The sequence below is a fragment of the Camelimonas fluminis genome, assembly GCF_014656355.1.
Classification (GTDB): Bacteria; Pseudomonadota; Alphaproteobacteria; order Rhizobiales; family Beijerinckiaceae; genus Camelimonas; species Camelimonas fluminis.
In genome coordinates this window covers 1-24,324 of the sequence record NZ_BNCG01000032.1, presented here as the reverse complement: position 1 = coordinate 24,324, position 24,324 = coordinate 1, and the positions used below count along the sequence as shown (strand labels likewise).

The 24,324-nt window shown below is 59.1% G+C and carries 17 protein-coding genes and 1 CRISPR repeat array; of the genes, 15 read left to right on the top strand and 2 right to left on the bottom strand.

The window, feature by feature from the left end; translation table 11 throughout:
• Positions 1–14 precede the first annotated feature (14 nt).
• Positions 15–2,006 (bottom strand): Ig domain-containing protein, encoded by a 1,992-nt coding sequence (locus IE243_RS19100; RefSeq protein WP_191320970.1) that lies wholly within the window; start codon positions 2,004–2,006, stop codon positions 15–17.
• A gap of 105 nt (positions 2,007–2,111) precedes the next feature.
• Entirely contained in the window at positions 2,112–2,726 is a 615-nt protein-coding gene (locus tag IE243_RS19095) for a TadE/TadG family type IV pilus assembly protein (RefSeq protein WP_191320969.1), read from the bottom strand.
• Positions 2,727–2,879: 153 nt separating this feature from the next.
• Here IE243_RS19095 and IE243_RS19090 point away from each other — a divergent pair, with 153 nt between their 5' ends.
• The 15 genes from IE243_RS19090 to IE243_RS23200 all read left to right on the top strand — a co-directional run.
• Entirely contained in the window at positions 2,880–4,637 is a 1,758-nt protein-coding gene (locus tag IE243_RS19090) for a putative Ig domain-containing protein (protein ID WP_191320968.1), read from the top strand.
• 67 nt (positions 4,638–4,704) lie between these two features.
• Positions 4,705–5,823: a TadE/TadG family type IV pilus assembly protein gene (locus tag IE243_RS23995; RefSeq protein ID WP_373301723.1), complete on the top strand. Its 1,119-nt coding sequence runs from the start codon at positions 4,705–4,707 to the stop codon at positions 5,821–5,823.
• Between the two features lie 228 nt (positions 5,824–6,051).
• Positions 6,052–6,882 (top strand): outer membrane protein, encoded by an 831-nt coding sequence (locus tag IE243_RS19080; protein WP_191320966.1) that lies wholly within the window; start codon positions 6,052–6,054, stop codon positions 6,880–6,882.
• A gap of 247 nt (positions 6,883–7,129) precedes the next feature.
• Entirely contained in the window at positions 7,130–8,548 is a 1,419-nt protein-coding gene (locus IE243_RS19075) for an ATP-binding protein (RefSeq protein ID WP_191320965.1), read from the top strand.
• 197 nt (positions 8,549–8,745) lie between these two features.
• A complete protein-coding gene (locus tag IE243_RS19070; protein WP_244643260.1) occupies positions 8,746–12,393 on the top strand; it encodes a vitamin B12-dependent ribonucleotide reductase in 3,648 nt (1,215 codons plus the stop codon).
• Positions 12,394–12,540: 147 nt separating this feature from the next.
• On the top strand, positions 12,541–12,840 hold the full coding sequence (locus tag IE243_RS19065) for a hypothetical protein (protein ID WP_191320964.1): 300 nt from the start codon (positions 12,541–12,543) through the stop codon (positions 12,838–12,840).
• Between the two features lie 113 nt (positions 12,841–12,953).
• Positions 12,954–14,330, top strand: a complete 1,377-nt coding sequence (locus IE243_RS19060) for an Eco57I restriction-modification methylase domain-containing protein (protein ID WP_191320963.1) — start codon at positions 12,954–12,956, stop codon at positions 14,328–14,330.
• 328 nt (positions 14,331–14,658) lie between these two features.
• On the top strand, positions 14,659–18,699 hold the full coding sequence (locus tag IE243_RS19055; protein ID WP_191320962.1) for an autotransporter domain-containing protein: 4,041 nt from the start codon (positions 14,659–14,661) through the stop codon (positions 18,697–18,699).
• Between the two features lie 543 nt (positions 18,700–19,242).
• Positions 19,243–19,798: a CRISPR direct-repeat array (repeat unit 31 nt; unit sequence GTGAATGCCGCGCATGCGCGCGGCTGATAAG).
• Between the two features lie 237 nt (positions 19,799–20,035).
• The gene (gene dcm / locus IE243_RS19050; RefSeq protein ID WP_191320961.1) at positions 20,036–21,031 is read left to right on the top strand and encodes a DNA (cytosine-5-)-methyltransferase; all 996 of its coding nucleotides are present in this window, start codon (positions 20,036–20,038) and stop codon (positions 21,029–21,031) included.
• Between the two features lie 20 nt (positions 21,032–21,051).
• A complete protein-coding gene (locus IE243_RS19045) occupies positions 21,052–21,366 on the top strand; it encodes a hypothetical protein (RefSeq protein WP_191320960.1) in 315 nt (104 codons plus the stop codon).
• 175 nt (positions 21,367–21,541) lie between these two features.
• Positions 21,542–22,081 carry a DUF5983 family protein gene (locus IE243_RS19040; RefSeq protein WP_191320959.1) on the top strand — a complete coding sequence of 180 codons (540 nt, stop codon included), beginning with the start codon at positions 21,542–21,544 and terminating at the stop codon, positions 22,079–22,081.
• Positions 22,082–22,198: 117 nt separating this feature from the next.
• Positions 22,199–22,702 carry a hypothetical protein gene (locus tag IE243_RS19035; protein ID WP_191320958.1) on the top strand — a complete coding sequence of 168 codons (504 nt, stop codon included), beginning with the start codon at positions 22,199–22,201 and terminating at the stop codon, positions 22,700–22,702.
• A gap of 98 nt (positions 22,703–22,800) precedes the next feature.
• Positions 22,801–23,334, top strand: a complete 534-nt coding sequence (locus IE243_RS19030; protein WP_191320957.1) for a DUF2726 domain-containing protein — start codon at positions 22,801–22,803, stop codon at positions 23,332–23,334.
• A gap of 146 nt (positions 23,335–23,480) precedes the next feature.
• Positions 23,481–24,104 (top strand): dTMP kinase, encoded by a 624-nt coding sequence (gene tmk / locus IE243_RS19025; RefSeq protein ID WP_191320956.1) that lies wholly within the window; start codon positions 23,481–23,483, stop codon positions 24,102–24,104.
• A gap of 14 nt (positions 24,105–24,118) precedes the next feature.
• On the top strand, positions 24,119–24,324 hold a 206-nt coding region (locus IE243_RS23200; protein WP_210319916.1), incomplete at its 3' end, for a hypothetical protein.

Sequence of the window (24,324 nt, the reverse complement as noted above, 5' to 3'; positions counted from 1 at the left end):
CGCGACGTAGAATCTCACACTGATTGTCGCGCGCGTCGCATCCAGATTGTCGCGCCATACGCCTGGCGTGATTGTCCATAACCGTCCCAGACGCTGATGCAAGACGTACGAGTGCCCGCGTCCCACGCCCCGAATCCTGCATAACACTGGAGATAATTGCTCTCCGTTGGCGTGGACGAATAGCAGTCGTAGCCGTAGCCGCCGTATCCCCCGGACGCCCTGAACTGAACCGCGAGCCAGCCTCCGCTGTAGAGATCGCCCCAATGGCTCTCGTACCAGACATCAATCGGCCGCGACCCAAAACTGAACCACGCCTGCTGTGTGTAAATGACGCCCGTCAGGTTGTCGCGAAATTGGATCGTCGCTGTTCCTGAACCAGGGCTGGGATTTCCCGCGAACCAGTGGCGCCAACCATCGGAGCCGCAATTCATGCCTGGGGGCGCCCAGCACCCCGTTACGCTCATATTTCCCGATCCGCCGCTAAACCCGATATACCCGACATACCAATCGCCGGCATAGGATCCGTAGATCCAGCCCTCAAACCAATGGTTGAGCGGCGGGACACTTACCGTCAGCACGACGATCGCTGTCGCCGTATTGGAAGCCTGATCAGTCAGTCGAACCGTGACGTTCTGATTGGTAGCCAACGCGGTTGGCGTGCCACGCAACCAACCCACCTGTTGTGCAACCCCAGACGCATTGCCCGTAGCACCAGTCGCAACGCAGCTAACGCCTGCTGGCTGGTTAGAACAGCTCAATGCGAGAGAACCAGCGCCGCCGGTCGCATATATCGGGACCTCGAAATACTGGTTAAGCGTCGCGACCACACTCGGAGGACTCGCCCAGACGTTGAGAGGCTGCGCTTTCACCCGCAGCGAGTACGTCCACTCACGATACGCACCCCTGGCGTCCGTTGCTCGCAACGTCACCGAGTACGTGGCTGGGAAAACGGTCGTTGTTCCAGAAATATTTCCCGTCTGCGCGTCGATCGACAACCCCGTCGGGAGCCCGGTCCCAGAGTAAACGTAACCCGACGGCGCCCCGGCAACAGGCCAGCCCCCATTAACGTCCGGTCGCGGCTGGAATGCAGCAGCCATAACCTGACCCTGAACAATCTCACCCGACGACACGGTGAGCGTTCCCAGGACCGGGTAGTAGACCACAAACTGGCCATCAACCTCCGCCGTCGCGGGCGCGCTATCATAGAGCTTATCGCGATAGTCTTGCACGGAGAAACGCGTGACGGGAAGCGTGACCGGCGTACATTTTGGATTGGACGTCTGGTTGCACGGAACATTCACCGCAACGCCGAACTTCCCCGTCTCCGTATCGAAATTCAGGCCGCCCGGCAGGTTAGTCACCGAGTACGGACGGTACTTCCCCTTGAACTTCACGCCACCAGTCGCCGTAACCGTGTTGTTGTACGCGGAACTGTTGAGGACCTCGAAGTACGTGACCGATGCTACGGGGTCAAACTGAAGCCGAAGCGGCGTGGTAGGACAAACTGGAATGTCCTGCGTGATCGTCACATCCGCTGACTCAGCCACAATCGTCCCGCCTTCCGACGGACCGCCAAGCGCCGACCACATCGTTAGCAGGCTTTTTAGGGCGCCGCTGTCTGGTGTGTACTGGATGCGCACCCGGGAGGTGAACTTTCCATCGGCATCTGGCGCTGACTCGATGAACCGCACCGTCGTATTATCATCTGTCACCGGGAATGGCGCCAGCAACTGAGCCGCCAGCGTCATCTGCGCGCCGCTGGAGTACATATCCTCAATAAACAGCCGATACGAGCATACAGTGCGGGGAAACGGCGCCGTGTTGACCAACGCGTAAGACGCACTCTGCATCTTTTTATTGAGGGTTGAGATAGCCGCGGAATACGAACCGCCGACGTATACAAATATCGCAAACGGAACGATTAGCGCGAATTCGACCGCGACGGCGCCCCCTTTGCTCTCAAACAGCCGCCAGCACGCCGACCCTAGCCGCGATAGCAATCCCATATTCCCCTCCGCAACATTCCACGAGCTGGCCCGGCAACCCTGCCTGCACCAATCCAACAAAGCGCCAGCGAGGAAATCCCGCCGGCAATTTCATCGCAAACCTTCTCAGGGCGTCGGTGGCGACACGTATGTGCGCTGCTCGCGAACCCTGAACATCTGAGCAGCCGTGAGGATGGAATTCCGACCGTCCTGCGTGGCCTGGGGTACGATCCACGCCCACCCAGGCACGGAGATCGCGGCACGAACGAGAACGACTACGTTCGGCTTCACGCCAAACTGCTGGCCAAATGCCGCCGACACAATGCCAGAACCGCTCACCATGGCCGGGAGCGCAGGATCTGTGCCGTCTCCCTTCATCGTACGGATATCCACAAAAATACGGTTTTTGCATTCGGCCCGCGAGATCACCACCAACGGCGCCACATCACAAATCCTCTCGCGCAAACAGGCCTGGGTGTACGGAAAATTTGCGTTTCCGTCAGCGCACAACGGCTGTTCCTCGTACATGGCCTTGGCAATGATATCGACATTGGAATCGAAAACCACATTCGCCCAATACGACAGCCCAATCCCGATGCCCCCCAGGAGCAGCAACAAAAACGGCACGAGCAGGAGCGAAAACTCCACTGCTGTCGCACCGTCCGCATCGCCGAGTATCCGTTTCAGCGCCCGACAATTTAATGGCATTTTCCGCCGCTCCATACCTTTGACTTTTGCCATTATCACACATGGCAACACGTAATTCACAGCCGATTTTGCATCAATTATCCGGTTTCGGCGCGGACCCATTTTAGCGGAAATTTCTTGGCCGCGCGATACCGTTATGGGATAATGGCTGCTAACAGCGCAGTTCCCCGAACAACGGATTAACCCATGACTGATCCCGCACGCACCAAACCCCGTGGCACGGGCTATCGACGGCTGGTCAACCTATTCAAAGACAAGCGGGCGAATGTCGCAATTATCTTCGCGATCGCCGCGCCTGTCGTAATCGGCGGAATTGGCGCGGGCATTGACTATTCACGCGCATCTGCGATGCGCACTTCGCTCCAGCAGTCCGTCGAGGCGACAAGTCAGGCAATCACCGACAAGGTCCACACATGTCACGACAAAAACCGGACAGACAATATCCGGACTGACACCGGCTGCATGAATGACCCCGCCTTCGCCGCATCAATGCAAGCCCAGGCCCAGTCTTTGCTCACAAGCAACTTCCGGCAGCGTGGCTTCACCGCTGCGCCTGCGCTCACCGGACCCGTGACCCTCGACAAGATTTCCGGCCGCATGGCGATCGAGGCGACCGTCGGCTACAACTGCCTCGTATTTCAGGTGCTACTGCGGGATTGCAACATTGTTTCACGGTCATTGACCAATGCAAATCTCTCCACGCAGGCAGACACGTTGCAGATTGGCGGGCCCGGCGGCAACGTCCGGATCTATGTGGGTGACGCATCCACAAACCTGCCACTGACGTACACGGTTTCCGGCGGATGGCCACCTTACACGTTCGCCATGTCCGGCCTTCCAGCCGGACTTGGGTCGAACCAGGCATCTGGCGCCGCTACGGCGCGCATCCAGGGAGCCCCGAGCCCCTCAGACGCCACCGGTTGCGGGCTCCCAAATCCCTGTGACCCGCTCGCACTCCCTGCTTCCCAGATCATCGCCGAGGACGCGGGCGACCAAAACCGAAGCGGATTGAACCGGCAACGTGTTCAGCAAGTCGTCAATTTCACGCTAATCCGTCCGCTGCGCATATCCCTCTCGGGAGTGATGACGACCCAACCAAACATGACGCCCTCCACCCACTACGCAAACGCAACGCGCAGCGGAGGAACAGGCGCCTATACCTACACATGCACCGGCGTTCCGAGCGGCATGACATGCAACGCAGCCACAGGTCGCGTTTCCGGAACACCATCGTACTGGCAAGCGGGCAATCTGACCGTCACCGTCCGGGACCAGAACGACGGTCGAACCGCCAGCGCCAGCATGCCCTACAACTTCAATCCGCCCCCACTCAACCTAACGTTCGACCGTCCCGCCCTCGTGGGCGACAACACCAGCAACACAACCATGGCCGTCACGGCCAGCGGCGGCATAGGCACACTAAACGTGAGCTGCACAGGCCTCCCCGCTGGCTACAGCCACACGTCAATGCCGGCAGCACAGATGAACAATGGCCACATAGCCGGCATCTGGATTTCCGGGTCGCAAGAGGAAGCCACTGGCAGCCTGACCTGCACCGCGACCGACCAGGCCAGCCAGTCCAGGTCGGCCTCCTTGGGCTGGACAATGGCCTATCTTGGAAACGTCGACTGCCTGTCGAACTCAGGAATCAAGTGCCCTGGCACCTTCAAGGGCGAATTCACCAACTGCGTGAATGGAAACGGACGCCTGTCCTGCCAACAAAAATGGGTGTACCAGGGCGGATCCAGCGACCTTCCGGAATCGATGGTTGAAAAGCCCAATGAATCGATGGGGGTCCCCAGCCACAACAACCCATGCACAACCGACGGAACTCCCCTTACCCCCATCAAGGGCTGCACCGGGACATTCTATGGATGCGCTGCGAAGAAGGGTTGGAACCGCACCACTGGTTATTCCGTGACCTGCTTACCGCGCGCCAACTGAAAATCCCGCCTCCAATCACCACCCATGGGGAGGCCAAAGCCTCCCCCAAAATATTTAGGTCGCGCCAGTGTCCACTTCAGAGAGATTGATCAAGGACACAAACGGAAATGTCGCGATTGCCTTCGCGATTGCCCTTCCGCTGCTGATCGGACTCATCGCGTTCGCAATCGATCTCTCCCGCGCCACCCGCATGCGATCGGTACTATCTGCAGCAATCGACACGGCCGCCGCAGACATCCTCGATCGCGGCATCCAATGCCCTCCAAGTGGGCCAACATCCGCGACATTTCCAAGCGACATATCCAAATGCCCCGTCGGAGGCCCAAAGGGCGAAACAGTCCAGGCAATGGCAAGACGGCTCGTCGAGCAACAGTTCGCTGCCAACGGATACTCCACCCGACCTGTCATATCGCCACCGATCCTCCTCAACCCTGTCACGCGGCGTCTCGCCATCACCGCGACCGCCGCGTACCCCTGCTCGCTCTCCAGAGTACTTGTAGGAAACTGCTCAATCGGGATAAACGAAACTGTGGGCGGAGCAGGCCTTCCCACCCCCTCCAGGCAACGCGGCCTCACCCTGATCGCGCCACCAACTTCGGACCTCTGGCTCGGGGAAAGATCATCACCCGCCCTGCCAACGCAGCTCTCGGTCTCCAACGGGACCGCGCCCTTCAGCTTCTCGGTGGGTCCACGTTTGCCTCACGGCCTCAGCCTCAACCAGGTAACGGGCCAGATCAACGGACTCCCCCGTGATGAGGATTGCATCGCCCCCTGCAGCCCTGAGCTTCGCTCAATCGCCGTATCCGTCACCGACCGAGAGGACCCGGCCGGCCAGCGGCCGGCGGCAGCGGCACTTTCCTACCGGATTGTTCACAAACTCAAGCTGAAGATCGAACAGATCCCTGCATCGCAAGTCGCCTTCTCCACCCAAACAACCGGCGGCATTGCCCCATTCCGGTACTCCTGTTCGAATCCACCATCAGGAATGGTTTGCGATCCACACACCGGTGAAATTAGCGGCGCCGCACTCCCTGGCGCCAGCGGGACAATAACCGTCCGCGTCGTCGATGGACGTGGAAAGACCGCAGACGCAGTCGCAGTGTACCGATCGCCATCGACAGCACCCAGTCCCTCTGCACTCGCCAACGGCGCGCGGCCTAACAGTGGCAAAAATCTCACAAATTAGCCACTAACGCTAATTGTTCGAGAAATTAAATTCCCAGAAATTGACAACCGCCCATTGCCGTATCAAACATAATTCGTCCTCTCCCCTGCGGATAAAGGGGTTTAGTTATTTTTTAATCCAGTGCGGATTAAAGAATTCGAATCCCAAAAAAGAAGATCACGTCGGGCGCCCCCCGGTCCTGAGCCCGCCTCCAACGTGAACAGCATTCTAAAACGGAGTCTCAACCACATGAAGCTTTTCAAAACCATGTCTTTCGCAGCGGTGGCCCTCGCCACTGCGTGCTCCGCCGCTGCAGCAGCAGACCTGATGCCATCGCGCGCCGCTCCGACCGTCTACGCCCAGCCGATCGCCGCGGCCCCCAACAACTGGACCGGCTTCTATCTCGGCGCCAACCTGGGCGGCCTGTGGGGCCACAACACCGGCGGCGACGTCTCCGGCTACAGCCTCGACTCCAGCTTCTACAACTTCAGCGCCAGCGCGCTTCGTGACTCCAGCAAGACCGATTTCACCTTCGGCGGCACCGCCGGCTACAACTACCAGATCGGTGATTCCGTCGTCGCCGGCGTCGAGGTCGACTACAACTGGTCCAACGCCGACAGCAACAGCGCTTTCACCTTCAACCAGCCCGTGTGGAACGGGATTGCCACCTATCGCGTCGACGCCCACTCCCGCTCGAAGATGAACGGCTACGGCAGCCTTCGCGCCCGCCTCGGCTACCTCGTCACGCCGTCCTTCATGGTCTACGCCACGGGCGGCGCAGCTCTTGGCAACGTCAAGTCCTCCGGCGGCGCCACCGAAACGCTCACTGCGTTCGGCTACGACATGGACCTGGGCTCCCGCTTCGGCTCCAAGTCGAAGACCCTGTACGGTTGGACCGCCGGCGGCGGCGGCGAATACGCCTTCAACCGCAACTGGTCCGTCAAGGCCGAATACCTGTACACCGACCTGGGCAAGCACGAATACGTCTTCTACGCCGAAAATCCTGGCGTCTACCAGTTCGGCGCCTCGCAGAAGCACCAGTTCTCGGTTGCCCGGGTCGGCCTGAACTACCGCTTCTGACGCCACCGGCAGCCCGCCGAAACAGCTGATCTACACTTCCAAGCCCCGCCTGTGCGCGGGGCTTTTTTTATGTCCAGTTTAGCGCCCGCACATCACGGTCGCGCCCCGACCTGCGCCTAGCCTCCGCTACCTCCAAGCCTTTCAAACAAGAGCCGTTCGTGGCAGACTCCACGCATTGCGGCGACAACCGTGTTCGCTCGGCAAAAAAATCATTTTTCTATCCAGAATTTCAAGGCGCTCATCACCAATGAGACATTATCTGGGGCTCGACGAGTATGTCCTCCGCAACCAGCGACGGGATCAAATCGCCCTTTATGAACCGGCCAAACTGCTCAATTCCCATATCTTGCTGTGCGGCATGTCTGGCACCGGGAAATCGCTGCAGTCCAAACGCCTCCTTGACACAGCAGCCCGGGCCGGGCTGTCAGTTGACGTCTTCGACGTCCATGAGGAGCTTGACTCGATTCACGGTGCCAAAGCCGTTAAATACTCCCAGGCCACCGGCTACGGATACAATCCCCTCACCCTAGACACAGATCCCCATGTCGGTGGCGTAAATCGCCAGATCGACTTCCTGGTTGGACTCATCAGGGACGTCAGCCCGCAACTCGGCGTCAAACAGGAAGGCGTGCTGCGGAACCTCATCCGCGACACCTATGCTGCTGTCGGGATATTCGCCAACTCCGCCACAACCTGGCGCCGCATGGAAATCACCGAGCGACAGCGCACCGCGATCCACGACAACCGCGCATGGAAGGAACTGCGCAACTTCTATCCCACGCTTGAGGACATGCGCTCCTACGCAATGCGAAAAATCACTGCCCTAACGATCGGCGGTGACAATCCCACCGTTACGGCCTACGACCACCTCACCCGCCTGGCCCGACAGCGAACAAATCTCACGAACCGGTATAACAAGGCCCACGACGACAAGGAGGTTGAGAAAATCAACGTCCTCATGGAGGCCGCCCGGACAAAATCCATTGAGGCCTTCACGGCCTTCGTTACTGGCATTGAGACAGGCCGCGAGCCGGAAGATGTGCTCAAGTACGACAGCGTGGACGTTCTCACCGCTGTCGTGAACCGCCTTGATCTTTTGGGCGCTGCCGGTACGTTCAGGGCGAACCCCCCACCTTTCGGAAACGCGAAAGTACGCGTTCATCAGATCAAGGCACTATCCACGGAGCAACAGATCCTCTTCACGAAGCTGCGGCTCCGCGCAATTTTCGAAGATCTCAAGAAACTGGGGCCAACCCCTACTGGCTCCGAACTTCGACACGTCGTTTTTCTCGATGAAGCGCATAAATATTTCAATCCTGCAAAATCCGACGACATCATCGCGGTGATCGCAAAAGAGGCCCGGAAGTTCGGGCTCGGATTGTGGTGCGCCTCACAACAGCCTACGGAATTTCCGGAGTCGTTCCTCACCAACGTCGGCGCCACGTTCCTCCTCGGCGTTCATTCCAGTTTCTGGAAACGCACAACCACTATGCTCAGGATTTCGGAGGACGAACTGCGGTCAATCCGACCCAAAGAGGTTATGGCCGTCAAGCTCATGCGCGATGGGCAGTCGGACCCATCCTTCGCGATCATCGCCGTTCCAAATCCCAATACAGTCTCCGGGCGGCGCGCCGCGGCGCTCAACTCAAAACAGCGAGCAGCGTAGCCGCTGCTCGCAAAATTCAAATCTGCGGTCCAGATTCCACCAAGGTGCCGATTCAAAGCCCAATAAAATAAATCAATAAATATTCGGCCACATAGACCGGACAAGCCGTTTTCGATAAAATGGCGGCGTTCAGCGTTTTTAATCAATCCGAAAATATGTCCCAGCTCCGCCCCGGGCGGATAAATCTGGAGAAACAAGTGAAAATTGCACGTCGCTTTACGACGGCGCCTGAACGCGCCGACGCCGACCTTGATAGCTGCTATGCATCCATCGAGTTCCACACCGTTTCGAGCGAAATTCGCAATCCCGACGGATCCCGCGTCTTCTATCTCGCCGATCTGGAGGTTCCGAAATCCTGGAGTCAGGTCGCAAGCGACATCCTCGCCCAGAAATATTTTCGAAAAGCCGGCGTGGCAGCAAAACTGAAGCCCGCCAGCGAGAAAAACATCCCGCAATGGCTCGCCCGCCGTGTGCCGGACACCGCCGCTCTTGCCGGCATTCCCGAAGACATCCGGTTTGGCGCCGAAACAAGTGCAAAACAGGTCTTCGACCGCCTTGCCGGCTGCTGGACCTATTGGGGGTTCAAGGCCGGATACTTCGATGGCGAGGACGATGCCCGCGCTTTCTACGACGAACTTCGATACATGCTGGCGACCCAAATGGTGGCGCCGAACTCACCTCAGTGGTTTAACACCGGTCTCCACTGGGCCTACGGCATCGACGGGCCCGGGCAAGGCCACTTCTACGTTGACCACCTCACTGGCAAACTCACCCCTTCCCGATCGGCCTATGAACACCCACAGCCCCACGCCTGTTTCATCCAGGGCGTGAAAGACGACCTCGTCGGTGAAGGCGGGATTATGGACCTCTGGGTCCGTGAAGCCCGCCTTTTTAAGTACGGCTCCGGAACGGGCACGAACGTCTCGGCGCTTCGTGGCGAAGGGGAGCCTCTTTCTGGCGGGGGGAAATCCTCAGGCCTCATGTCTTTCCTGAAAATCGGTGATCGCGCCGCCGGCGCCATCAAATCCGGCGGCACAACCCGCCGCGCCGCAAAAATGATTGTCCTTGACGTCGACCACCCCGATATCGAGGCCTACATCACGTGGAAGGTTGAAGAAGAGAAAAAGGTTGCTGCCCTGGTCGCCGGCTCAAAGGCAGCCAAGAGACACCTGGCCGCCATCATCAAGGCCATGCAGCTCGAAGATGGGAGCTGGTCCTTCACTCCGTCTGCAAACCCGGAGCTCCGTCGCGCAGTTCGTGAAGCAAAGACCGGTTTCATTCCTGAAGCCTTCATCAAACGTGCGATCGAGCTCGCCCAGCAGGGTCACACCGACATCTCGTTCCCCGAATACGACGTCGACTGGGACTCTGAGGCCTATCTCACCGTCGCAGGCCAAAACTCCAACAATTCCGTATCTCTCACCGACCAGTTTCTGCGCGCCGTGGAAGACGATGCTGACTGGAACCTCACGGCGCGCACCACCGGCCGCGTCATGAAGACGATCAAGGCCAGGGCGCTCTGGGACAGGATTGGCGAAGCGGCCTGGCAATGCGCCGACCCTGGCCTACATTTCAACACCACGATGAACGACTGGCATACCTGCCCCGAGGGCGGTCCGATCCGGGCGTCAAACCCCTGCTCGGAGTACATGTTCATCGACGACACCGCCTGCAATCTCGCGTCTGCCAATCTGCTCAAATTCTACGACCTGCAGAGCTCCACCTTCGATGCCGACGCCTACGAGTACGCCGCCCGCCTGTGGACCATCGTGCTGGAAATTTCCGTCACCATGGCCCAGTTTCCATCCAGGGAAATCGCCCAGCTTTCATTCGACTACCGCACTCTGGGCCTCGGCTACGCCAACCTTGGTGGCCTGCTAATGAGCATGGGCCACAGCTACGATTCCCGGGAAGGCCGGGCGTTCGCCGGCGCTCTCACCGCTCTCATGACGGGCATCTGCTACGAAACCTCCGCAGAACTGGCCCAAGCCCTCGGCCCGTTCCCTGAGTTCAAACGCAATCGCGAACACATGCTTCGCGTGATCCGCAACCATCGCCGGGCGGCCGACGGCCACACCGACGGTTACGAAGGCCTCTCACGTCGCCCAGTCCCGCTGGATTCAGCGGGGTGCCCGGATCAGAACCTTGTCGCTCGTGCACGGGCCAGTTGGCAACGCGCCCTGACGGCCGGCGAGCAGCACGGATACAGAAACGCCCAGACGACTGTTATAGCCCCAACTGGCACCATTGGCCTGGTGATGGACTGCGACACGACTGGAATCGAGCCTGACTTTGCCCTTGTGAAGTTCAAGAAGCTCGCCGGCGGTGGCTATTTCAAAATCATCAATCGGGCAGTACCAGCCGCTCTGCGAAAGCTCGGATACACCGACGCCCAGATCACGCAGATCGAGAAGTTCGCGACCGGCCATGGCTCTCTCAAGGATTCCCCCGCCATCAACCTCGCTTCACTGGCTCGCCAAGGTCTCGACCCCGACATCCTGGACGATCTGGAGGCCAAGGCACCTTCGACGTTTGACATCCGCCACCTGATCAACAAGTGGTCAGTCAGCAACGATGTGCTGGTCAACGTACTGAAAGTCCCAGCCGAGGATCTCGACGACCCCAAGTTCGATCTCCTCGGCTTCATGGGCTTTTCCAAGTCCGAAATCGATGCTGCAAACATCCACATTTGCGGCGCAATGACACTCGAAGGCGCCCCGCACCTGCTACGCGAGCACTACGGGGTTTTCGACTGCGCCAATCCTTGCGGACGAACCGGCACCCGCTACCTCTCTGCAGACAGCCATATCCATATGATGGCAGCCGCCCAGCCCTTCCTGTCGGGTGCAATTTCGAAAACGGTCAACATGCCTTCTTCGGCAACCATCGAAGATTGCAAAAACGCCTACATGCTCTCCTGGCAACTGGGGCTGAAGGCCAACGCGCTCTACCGCGACGGCTCGAAGCTTTCCCAGCCCCTGCAGGCCGCTCTCATTGCCGAGAACGATCTGGACGAGAGCGTCGACCAATTGCTCAACGGCAGCGATACCAATCGCGTTCTCGAGCTCACCTCACGCGTCGTCGAACGAATTTTCGAAAAGCAGGTTCGATCGCGGGAGAAACTACCGGAGCGGCGGCGGGGATACACCCAGAAGGCCACCGTCGGCGGCCACAAGGTGTACGTCCGCACCGGCGAATACAGCGACGGGCGCCTTGGCGAAATCTTCATCGACATGCACAAGGAGGGCGCCGCCTTCCGCGCAATGATGAACAACTTTGCCATCGCGATTTCCCTTGGGCTGCAGTACGGCGTGCCCCTTGAAGAATTTGTGGAAGCCTTCACCTTCACGCGCTTCGATCCGTCGGGATTTATCCAGGGCAACGAACGCCTGAAGAACGCAACCTCCATCCTCGACTACGTCTTCCGCGAGCTCGCGATCTCCTACCTTGGCCGAGATGACCTCGCCCATGTCCTGCCGGAACCGAAGGACGCAACGTCCGTCGGTATGGGCAAGAACGACGGCACTGCGTTTGAAGATACCCCTCTTGCACAGCAGCAGATCGCAAAAGGCGGCTTCGAGCGCGGGCAGATGCCCGACGCCCGTGAGATAATCGTTGAAGTAGCCCGCAACGAGTTGGCAAACCAACCTGCCATCGTTCCCGAAAAGTCACCTGAAGCTGCTGCCGCAAATGCAAGTGCTGCCACAGGGGAGACGAAGCGCTCCGAAGCAATACTTCGCGGGTACACCGGTGATGAATGTACAAATTGCCACAACTTCACCCTGCGGAGAACAGGTACCTGTTTTACATGCGATTCATGCATGACGACATCTGGCTGCAGTTAGCCCCGCACCCATCCGAAGTCATTTGACCAACAAAGTGGCGGCCTGTAGCCGCCATTTTACGTTCCCGCCGCAAACGCTCGTGCCGCATTTGCCGATTAACGCCTAAGTCCGCGAATTTCGCCGCCCACATCGCAAGGACCACCTCACATGAGCACAGAAATCTGTCGTGGTATCGTCGTGAACGCTCCCGACGTCTTCGCCGACCCCGCTTTCCAAAAATGGCTCAACAACGGCGCCCCGAAGTTCTCCTGGCACCGGGCCGGACCTGTCAGCGAGTGGTCAGATGTGGTCGTCCTTGTTGATCCGTCCCTAAATGGCGAAGGAAGCGACTCTGATATGCCCGCCGACATCTGGGATCGCATCATTGCTGAATGTCGCACGACGCTAGGCGCCGCATCCTCTCCCTCACCGCCCTACATGGTTCGGCTCACAAACCTCTCGGTCTGACCCCCTCCCACCATGCCGCACCTGAAGACGCAGCGGCGGAATACCCGGCAAGATGATCGCCTTCCAGGGCGTCGCCCGCCACCCAACGCCCCCCGGACGACATCGAGAACGCCATGACCGATACGGACCTGTTCGGCACCTCCGAACGAAGCGCAGCCGTGGACGCGCTCCATGCCATGACCGCGCTCTACACCGTCGCCCCGGTGGTAGACGACCTGCTTGATCACATTGGATGGCCCGACGCTGACGGCCGCCTCCTCGACCCATCCGCAGGCGACGCCATGTTCGTGGTGCGCGCCCTTCACCGACTCAACCTGGCGCCCAACGACATCAACAGCGCCCAACGTGTACTTGGCTGGGAAATCCATCCCCACGCCGTCGCAGCCGGCCGCACACGGATCACCGAATACCTCACGGACGCCGGCTGGGATCCCCATCTGGCAAGCCATACAGCCCGGAAAATTCTCACTGAGGCAGACTTTCTGCTTGAGAAACCAACCGGCCAGTTTCGGTTTATCGCAGGAAACCCACCCTTCGCGGCCTTCCGCAACCTTCCTCACTATTTCAAGGAAACTTACTCGGCGGTTCTCGATCAGCGGGTCCGCGCCGATCTCCTGCATGCTTTCCTGGACCGCTGCGTTTCCATGATGCCCGCACCTTTGGGAGCCATTGCCATGATTACATCTGATCGCTGGCTTATGAACTCAACCGCCAGCCATCTCCGCGAGCACCTCGGCACCCGGGCCGGAATCAAACACCTCGAACGTCTCGATCCCACAACGGCCTTCTACCGGCCCAAAAACCGCAAGAAAGGCACGGCGCCCAGAATCCATCCTGTTGCCGTTGTCCTTTCACCCCGCCAACCTGGCCACATACATCTGACCGAACGCCCCATGTCCCCAGACGGCACCCTGGACACGTGGGAAGGACCTCGCCTGGAAGATGTTGCAACGCTCAGGCTCGCTCCCTGGCTTGGGCCTGCGGGCATATTCACCATCCCCTCAAAATACGCCCACACCCTGCCCCACGCCGATCTCCTTCCCTGCGTGGACAGCAGCAACATCGAACCCGAAGTTGACGAACTCCGCCCCCCGTCCTGGCATGCTATCAGGACCACTCGCCACAGCGAGCCTGAGGGAGCCGTCGCTGACTATATCCGCGCGGGCTTGCATAAGATGCCCGCACGCGGCCGATCCAAGCATTGGTGGACCCCACCTGAGCCCATCAATCTCGACCTGTCACGGGACGCCATCATAATTCCCCGAATTGCCAGACGTGTACGCTGCATCAACCTCCCCGCCGGGGTGTTGCCGCTCGACCACAACATCCACGTGGCCACCTGCAAGGACGGGTTTTCCCTGGACGCCATACGTGCAGCACTCCAGCGGCAGGAGACCCAGACCTGGATAAATGCCTTCGCACCTCGGCTCGAAAACGGTTTTTTCGACCTGCGCCTGTCAATGCTCCGGAAAATACCTATCCACCGCTAGCCGCATCTCCGCCATTTGCCACCCGCAGCGTTTCGGAACCTCCCTGCGTCCCCCAAAACCAAACCGGCCACCCGAGTCGCTGCAGCAGCCTAACTTCTGTCGCAATTGAACCAAGAGGCCAGCCAGGTTCCGCGCCAACCTCCGGATAACCCAAATTGTCCACAGCCAGGCATCCAGATACCCCCAGCAAAAGGCCACTAAAAATCGTCATAGCGATTATGTCGCACTTGAATTTAATTTCAAATGAAGAGACCAGCCGCCATGCCACATTCCCCTTATAAGTCAAACCGTTAACCCAACCCGACAAGCGCCAGCATACGCTGGATGTTTGAAAAACCCCCACGAGTTATTCGAAAAAATTCCCCCTATTAACCACCCCTTCTCCGGGCAGGAAACGTCGAGTTTCTATCAAAACGAAAGCCCAGTAATGTCGTTCGCAACCTTCATTTTTTGCTCTCTTCAGGATGTTTTTTCGATGACCATGCAGATCGGGGCGCCCGTCCGCAGCCACCAGCAGACGCTCTCGAAACACGGAGCGACACTCCTTCTTTCTACCGCAATTATCGCTCTGGCCTCGTCCGGCGCCTTCGCGCAGAGCCCGCCCCAGCTAATCCCGCCAATCTCCCTGAATGGGATCAATGGCGGCCTCTATGACGGCTTCGCCATTTCGACCGGCCCAGGCACCCACGCCGTCAACGTTTTCAATCCAGGCGCCGATCTCACGCTGTCCAACGGCCAGATCGCAACCAATAGCCTCGCTTCCACCTCGCAACGCAGCTATGGCCTCCTGGCCCATACTGGCGGCTCGATCTTCGCGAATGGTATCGCGGTCAACACCACCGGCGACCGGGGCCATGCGGTCCAAGCGGGCTCTCGGGGCACCGGCAGCGCCACCTCCATCTATGACGGCTCAACCGCCGGCGCCATCACCGTACGCTCTGGCACGATCTCGACCGACGGCCAGTACGCCGTAGGCCTGCACGCAGTCGACGCCGGTCGCATCAACCTGGATAGCTCCACCGTTAATACCGCTGGTCTCCAGAGCCCAGGCGCTCACGCAGAAAGCAACAGCACCATCAACGTGGCGAACAGCTCCATCACCACCGGTGAAGCGCAGTCCGCTGGCGTCCTCGCAAACAACGACCGCAAGTCGATCGACCCAACTGCGACTGGCGGCGTAGTTGACCTCACCAACACCACCGTCACGACCCGTGGCTACGGCTCCCATGGCGTAGAGGCTACCGACGGCGCCACCGTTCATGTTGCCGGCGGCGCCATTTTCACGGAGGCAATGGACTCGATCGGCTTGCTTGCCCACGCTGGCGCAACAGTCTTCAGCAACACCAACGTGACGACGGCAATGGATGGCGCCCACGCAGTCCAGGCTGGGCTGAACAGCGCCAACCAGGAAGCCCTCGCCTACAACAGCGACACTGCGGCACATATCGCGCTGACCGGTGGAATTCTCACAACTTCAGGTCAGAACGCCAGCGCCATTACCGCAACTGACGGTGGTTCCGTCGCCGCCGCAAACGTCGCCGCCCATACGAGCGGGCTACTTGCCCATGGCGTCCATGCCCGTAGCAACAGCTCCATCATCATCGACACCTCCGATGTGAGCACGACCGGAAGCTCCGCGGCCGGCCTCCGCGCAAGCAACGAACGCCTTCCCTATCAGGATGCTGTTGAAGGCGGCGTCATCGACGCGAGGTCCGTCAGCGTCACCACATCCGGCACCAGCGCCCATGGTATCGAAGCTACCGACGGCGCTCGCGTCGGCTTCGCCTCGGGCAGCATCCGCACCTCCGGCGTAAACGCCCATGGTGTCAATGCGAATAACGCCACCATCGGCATCGACACCGACATCGAGACCACCGGCGCCTCAGCCGCCGGCATCTACGCACACAAAAGCCTCATCGACGTAACCGGCAGCGTAACGACCAACGGCTCATTTGCCTCTGGGCTGGTCGCTATCGACAGCCGTGTCGTCAGCAACGCCGACATTCAGACCAACGGCATGATCTCGTCAGGCGTCAGCGCCGCAGGCACAACAACCGTTGCCCTCAATGCCGGATCCGTCACGACCACGGGAAATTCTTCGTTCGGCGTCATGGCGTCGGAAACCGCCGTCATCAATGCCAGCGTCCCAATCCACACTTCCGGTGAAAATGCCCACGGCGCGTTCATCACCACCGCAGGCCAGCTCAATCTTAATGGCGGCTCAATCACCGCCACCGGCGCAAGCGCTGCAGGCGCCTACATCGAAGGCGCGGCCCTTGTTGCAAACCATGCCTCGATTACTTCTGCCCAGGACGCCGCTGTCCGCATGACGGACAACGCAACCGTCGTTCTCAACAACACCCGGGTGGCGGGCCAGACCGCAACAATCGCAGCTGGCTTCACCAGCCCCAACAAAACCGCACACATCACCGTCGGCGCCGGATCGGTGCTGACCTCGGCTGACAACATCCTTCTCTACGTTGATCGCTCGAACGCTGCCGGCGGCGCCACCGGCGTCGTGAACATGAACCTCCAGAACGGTTCCGTATCCCACGGCGACATTATCGATGACGGTGCCCGGACCACCGGCTACACCGACGTCGACATTGGAGAAACGGCTATCTGGAAAGGCCAGGCTTACGGCGTGCGTAACCTGCGTTCGGCGGCTCCTGGCTCTGACATCACTCTGTCCCAGGGCACCGAAATCCTCGGGGATATCGAGACCAATCGCACCAAGCTCCGCTTCGATTCCGCCGGCGGCACCGTCGGTGGCTCGATCAACCTGGCTAACGGCACCGTCTCATCCGGCGGCAGCATCGCCACGCCGATCGTCGTTGGCGGGAATCTGAACGTTGATGAAACTTCCGTCATGGGGGGCAACTGGGACATTGCCGGCGCCCTGAATGCCCGCGGCACCATTACGCCCGGCAATTCGATTGGCGTTGTCAACGTCGCCGGCAACCTCAACCTAGCTCCCACCGCCACCTACAACGTCGAAATCAATGCTGCTGGCGAGTCCGACCGAATCAACGTCGCAGGCGTCGCGTATCTGGCAGGCCAAGTAGCGGTCTCAACATATCCGGCCGTCAATGATTACCGGGTCGACACCCCCTACACCATCGTCACCGCTGGCGGCGGCTTCGCCGGAACACGCTTCGACGGCGCATCGTGGGTTGACACCACGAGTTACATCTTCCTAGACCCTCAGCTGTCGTATGATCCCAACAACGTCTACCTCACGATCAAGCGCACCGACGTCAAGATGGAAGACGTCGCACAGACCCCCAACCAGGCGGCAACCGGCTCGGCGATCGACCAGCAGATGGGGCTAAGCCCGCTCTTCATGAAGGTCGCAACCCTGACCGACGTGAATGACGTACGCAACGCCTTCAACGCACTCAGCGGTGAGGCACACGCAAGCGTCACTGGTGCTCTGGTTGAAGAAAGCCGCCACGTCCGCGAGGCCGTCAACACCCGCCTCAGGCAGGCGGCCGGAAGCGCTACAGCCGGCCTCTCCAACAACACTCGCACCATCCAGGGACTGACCTTCTGGGGTCAAGGCTTCGGCGGCTGGGGCAACAGCAAGGGTCAGGGCTATTCCATCAGCTCTGCTTCCCGCTCGACAGCTGGTTTCTTCATCGGCGTTGACACCCCGGTATTTGATACCTGGCGCATCGGCGCTGCCGCTGGCTACTCACGTTCGAGCATCGATGTGAAAAGTCGCCAGTCGGCCGCAACTGTCGACAGCTACCATGTCGCCCTTTATGGCGGCGCCAACTTCGGAAACCTCGGCCTCCGCCTTGGCGCTTCCTACACGTGGAACGACATTGATCTGAACAGGTCAATCACTTTCCCTGGATTCACTGACGCCACGTCGGCTTCATACAACGCTGCTGTCGCCCAAGTCTTCGGTGAAATGAGCTACACCATCACGAGCGGCGCCACGACCATCGAGCCATACCTCGGGCTCGCCTGGGTAAACGTCCACACCGACCGGTTCACCGAACGGGGCGGCTACGCCGGGCTCACTGGCAAGTCAGCCGACATGAACACGTTCTTCACAACCGTCGGCGCCCGGTTCTCGCACACCTACAAGCTCGACAACGGCAACGAACTCATTGCCCGCGCAGGCGTTGGTTACCGTCACGCCTTTGGCGACGTCGACCCGCGCAGCGTCATGCTGTTCCAGAGCAGCAACACACCGTTCTCCGTCGCGGGCGCGCCAATCGCGCGCAGCAGCGTCATCCTTGAGGCCGGCCTCGACATGAAGATTGCGCCCAATCTCGCGATTGGTGTCTCCTATCAGGGCCAACTGGGCCAAAAGGTCCAGGACCACGCCATCAAGGCCAACGTCACCGTCAACTTCTAAAACTCGCAAGCGAACATATGGGCCGGTATCTTGCCGGCCCGTTAGATCCTCTAAACAAGTACCCGCATCACGTTATCCGCTTCCGTCAGAACGAGCCAACACGCCCCTGATGCCGCGCATGCGCACGGCCGACAAAAATCCCGGAGAACCGGACACTCCTGGGGCGACCGCGTGAACGCCGCGCGCCCGCGCGGCTGGCAAGTTGCGGATGTCGCCCGACGGCAGACATTTACCGCCGTAAACCTCGAGCATATGCACGACAAGAGGTGGCTGCCGAACCGACCATCGAACGCCAATCAAAAAACAATTTTCCCATGCCGGCGCCAACCGGCTCCCCGTCAAAGTCCACAGCCGCAGTGCGCGAACCCGAAGCGAGCCAAAAAAACCACAAACGGTCGCACATCGATACCCCAATGAAATCATCGCTATCTGGACATCTCGGCACCGAACATCTTATAGAAATCTTATAGAAGCACCCTGCCCAGACCGGTTCGCGCAAACCTGAGGAATTTTCCCACATCCATAAGAGCTTGACCAACAGGTGTGAATGCCGCGCATGCGCGCGGCTGATAAGTCTCGAACCCATATGGAGGTTGCGTGATGCACCGGGTGAATGCCGCGCATGCGCGCGGCTGATAAGCGACACCGGACGTCAAGCTAATCAGCGACCCAAAGTGAATGCCGCGCATGCGCGCGGCTGATAAGGCTCTTAATCGCGATACAGATCAAATCGTGAAGGTGAATGCCGCGCATGCGCGCGGCTGATAAGACGCACGCGAGGCCAACGCCAGCGCGCCAATTGCGTGAATGCCGCGCATGCGCGCGGCTGATAAGAGCAGCAGGTCGGGTCGCGCACACCGGCCATTTTCGGTGAATGCCGCGCATGCGCGCGGCTGATAAGCTCACAAAGCGGAGGCTGACACCCACGCCCCAAAACCGTGAATGCCGCGCATGCGCGCGGCTGATGAGATGTACTCAGAAACGCAAACTCCATTTCCGTCATGTGAATGCCGCGCATGCGCGCGGCTGATAAGCAACTGAGGAACGGACCGAGGGGCGCTATATTCAGTGAATGCCGCGCGTTCGCGCGGCTGATAAGCGAAAGCTGTTGGGAGAGATCGCAGCGTCCCGATCTGTAAATGCCCCGCATCCGCGCAGATCATAGGAACAACGACTTCGAAACACCTGGCGCAATTTTCCAATACACGCCGCGCGCCAACGCTGTCAGTCGCCCACACCCCACTCAAATTTACGCAACCGCTATCCCGCACTTGGACGAGCAGATTGCGCCGGCTATAATTACAGAAATCCAAATTTAAAATTAATCGAGAAAAGCATGGCCGAATTTCGTTTTATCGACCTTTTTGCCGGCATCGGCGGACTAAGGCTCGGTTTTCAGAACGCCGGTGGACATTGCGCATTCACATCCGAATGGAACCATTTTTCCCAGCGAACCTATCGTGCAAATTTTCGAGACAACCACGACCTGGCCGGCGATCTCCGACCGTTTTCTGCCGCACCAGAAACTATCCCACAACACGATGTGCTGCTCGCAGGGTTTCCCTGTCAGCCGTTTTCAATCGCGGGCGTCTCGAAAAAGAACGCGCTCGGACGCCCCCACGGGTTCCTCTGCGACACCCAGGGCACCCTCTTTTTCGACACCGCCAAAATTATAGCTCATCATCGACCGGCCGCATTCCTGCTGGAGAACGTCAAAAACCTGAAGACCCACGACAAAGGCCGCACCTTTGCCACGATCCTAAACGTGCTTCAAAATGAACTCGGATACCACGTCCAAAGTCGCGTAATCAGTTCCCACCACTGGGTCCCCCAGAAGCGCGAACGCATATTTATCACCGGGTTCAGGGATCAAACACCGTTCGACCTCGATTCACTCGAACTTCCCGCCACAAGACCTATTCTGGGCGATATCCTTCTCCCCAACCATGCGGTCGATCCTCGCTACACGCTGACCCCCAAGCTCTGGGACTATCTCCAGGCCTACAAGGCCAAACACAACGCAAATGGAAACGGCTTCGGATACGGCCTCGTCGGCCCGGAAGACGTCGCGCGGACCCTCTCTGCCCGCTACTACAAAGACGGATCCGAGATCCTCATCCGCCAGGACGGCACACGACCGCGGCGCCTCACGCCTCTTGAATGCGCCCGTCTTATGGGGTTCGACCGGCAAGGAAGGCGCTGGAACATCCCGGTTTCGGATACCCAGGCCTATCGACAATTTGGCAACTCAGTTGTCGCGCCGCTTGTCGAATTTCTCGCACAAGCGATGCGTCCGCACATTATTTCCGCGCTCGTCCGCCATGCTGCATAACACCAGCGACAGGACGCCATATGACCATCATCTATCTGATCCCCGACGACCTGGCACAACGCCCTCACTACGCCGAGCGGAAAGACGAGGCATGCGCGAGAGCCCGTTTCCTCGCTGAGCTAACCGGCAGGGCAATGGACGTGGAAATGCACGAGACGGCCAATTTGCCCGAACGTGAACTCGCTATAGCCCTGCTGAAGAACGAGAACTGGAGCGGGAAGTCTCGCGTGATATACACCGCCCGCCCCCGCAATCGATTCGCAGAAACGATCACTGATCCCCAAAACGGGCCGCCCGACCGATACGACAGCGATCGCCCCCCGGAAAGAAACTGACGGAACCGAATTGCCTACATGGGCCGGCGAACACCGGCCCATTTTTTTCTCTATTTCTGAGTAAATCATCCGCCGTCGGAAATCCCAAAAACAAATTAGCCGCTCTCGACCCACGACAACGCAAGACGGACCACGGACGCGCGATCACCCCTCCGTCTTAGAAAAGGGCCAAAACATGACACGACCCGTACTGAATCCCGCCGCATCACCAGAACGCCAATACGTCCTAAGCCAAAACGCCGAAGGAAAGAACGTCGTTGAGCCGCTTATCCAACAGCCCGGCTACGATTCTGCGCTCTTTCTGCAGGACACCTACTCTAACCACCCGGTCGATGCGAAGGACGCACTCCACAAAGCGTTGAAGCCCACCACGCTCAACAGGCCGACCGCACCAGTGAAAGCCCCGACTATCGTCGAAACTCTCCTGGTGCTGTCCACAACACACGTGTCTGAAGAAACGGCTCAATGGCTTCGCACCCAGGGGAGGATCGCGGCCGCATGTGAAGTGACCGGCGACGAGCACCCGGCGTTGAACGTTGGCGCCACACCGTATGGATTTTTCCTCTACGTCCCCGAACCCGACTCCTGGGCTGACAGCGATTTCCCCAACGACCTCAAAGCCGTGTTCGCTTTTGTCCACGAACAGGGGCATGCCTACGTTTACCTCGACTGCGACGGTTCAGTGGTCCACGAACTCCCTACCTATGACTGGTAGGCGAACAGGCCTTCCAACACACACGAGGCCCACATCTCGACAACCACCAAGATCGCAGCGCCGCACAACGCGGCGCGCTTCAGCAACCCCTCTGCACAATCAAAGCCAGGAGGCGCCATGAGGACGCCCACCACCATCCGGGTAAACGCCCGACATCGGAATGGCGACGCTGTCGAAACCACGGTTCAAATCGATTCACCAACGACAGCGCCCGTTCTCCTCACCGAGCACATCGACACCATCATTGAGGAAGCGACCAGGCAGTTCGCCGCCGCCTGCGTGCCATATGACATCTTCACCAGCGACAGCGACTATCTTGACGCAATTGATCGCCTTGCGGCCTCTTACTCCCTGGAAATGATCTCAATCCACGCCCCTGACGCCGCTACCACCCCTTACCGCTGCAGCGCGTCGATCGACACCGACGCACTAAAGAATGTCGGTCAACCCAATCGCGAACTTCCGATCGACGTCGTTGTCTCGGCAATCGACGTGATCGATGCCGACATCCGGGCTCGCTGCCGCATCGCATTGATGCTCCTTGCCGGTAGACAACATAGCCAGGAGCAATTCATCGAGCTGCTCCAAGACATTGAGGTGACGGAGAATCGGTCATTGTAGCCTATAAATCGGCTCGCCAAACGCCATGACCCAGCGCCAGGGTGTACTTGGGCTTAGTCGCGCCGCCACAATGTGGCATACAAGTAGGCCATCATTAAATGACCAATCTGATGCGGACCGCCATCGGACCAGCAGCGACTGAGGCCATGGAATCCTTCATCTCGCATCCTTCTCCATTGCAACTCGCAGCGTTAGGGGCATTTGCCCTTCTCACCATCGCCGCAGCTATCTGGATCACCGGACGCCCCGCCTTCCAGCGCCGGGAAATCATGACCCAGAACGAGACCGAATTTTTCGAGCGGCTCACTTCCGCCCTCCCCGGGCTCAACATCTGGCCGCAAGTCCCGATATTCGCGCTCCTCGAACCAAAGAGAATTGCAAAAAACGGAAAGTTCCCCAACTCGTTTCGCCTTATATCAAACAGGCGCGTCGACTGGGTCATCGCCAACGGAGCAAACCCGCTTCTGATAATTGAACTGGACGACCGCACACATGACGCTCACGCGGACCGCCGTCGAGACCGAATCCTTCAGTCCTGCGGATATCGCGTCCTGAGATACCAGTCGAAAAACCGCCCCTCGCCCGCGACCATCGCCGCCGACGTGCGAGCAGTACTCCAAACCGGCTCATAACCACAGGTCAGCCGACTAAACGCTGCCCACCGCCGAACAGCAAAGGCGCAACGATAAAACTCCCATCGCCAGCAAGACGTCCAACAGAATTCAGATCTCCCGCGATATCCAGCCCTTTTCAAACAATACGAATAGCGAAAATACCCGTGAAAGCACCGTTCATCGTTATCGAAGGCATCGACGCCTCCGGAAAAGGCACACAAATTCGCCTTCTGGGCGAGCATTTCTCCCGTCGGCAGATCCCATGGCTTGCAACGCGAGAACCGGGTGGTGTTCCGAGCGCGGAGAAAATCCGCAACGCCCTGCTCGCTGGGCAAATCAAGCCCCTCGGGCCCATTGCCGAGGTGATGCTTTTTAATGCCGCGAGAACACACCACCTGAGCGAACTGATCCGGCCCGCGCTGCAACACGGCACAACCGTTATCTGCGACCGCTTCACCGCCTCCACGCTTGCCTACCAAGGCGCCGGCGCCGGAATAGACATCGAATGGCTCAACACGCTCCAGGACGTGATCGTAGGGGACACACAGCCGGACGAGGTAATCGTGCTCGATATCCCCGTAGCTCTCAGCATCCAACGTCAAAAAGCTCGCGGCTCAGCGCCAGACCGCTTCGAATCCGAGAAACTCGAATTTCATGAAAAGCTTCGCCAAAAATATCGCGATATTTGTGCGAGAAACCCATCAACATATTCGCTCATAAACGGTACTCTCCCTCCCGAGCAGATCCACGCCTCGATTTTGAAAAAAATCTCGCGGCATTTTCCGTGATCCCGAGAGAACCAATGCTGAAACTCACCGTTGCAATTACCGCGTCCGCTCTTCTTGCAAGCGCCACGGCCTTCGCCGCCCCGCCCAGGGCCACCCCACATTCCGCTCCCCCGCATGGGGTGGACAAGATAAAGCCAAACTATCCGACCGCCGCAGAAATCCTAGAGCGTTTTTCGATCATTCCGGCTCATATCCGCATGAAACGAAGTAGTTCTCACAT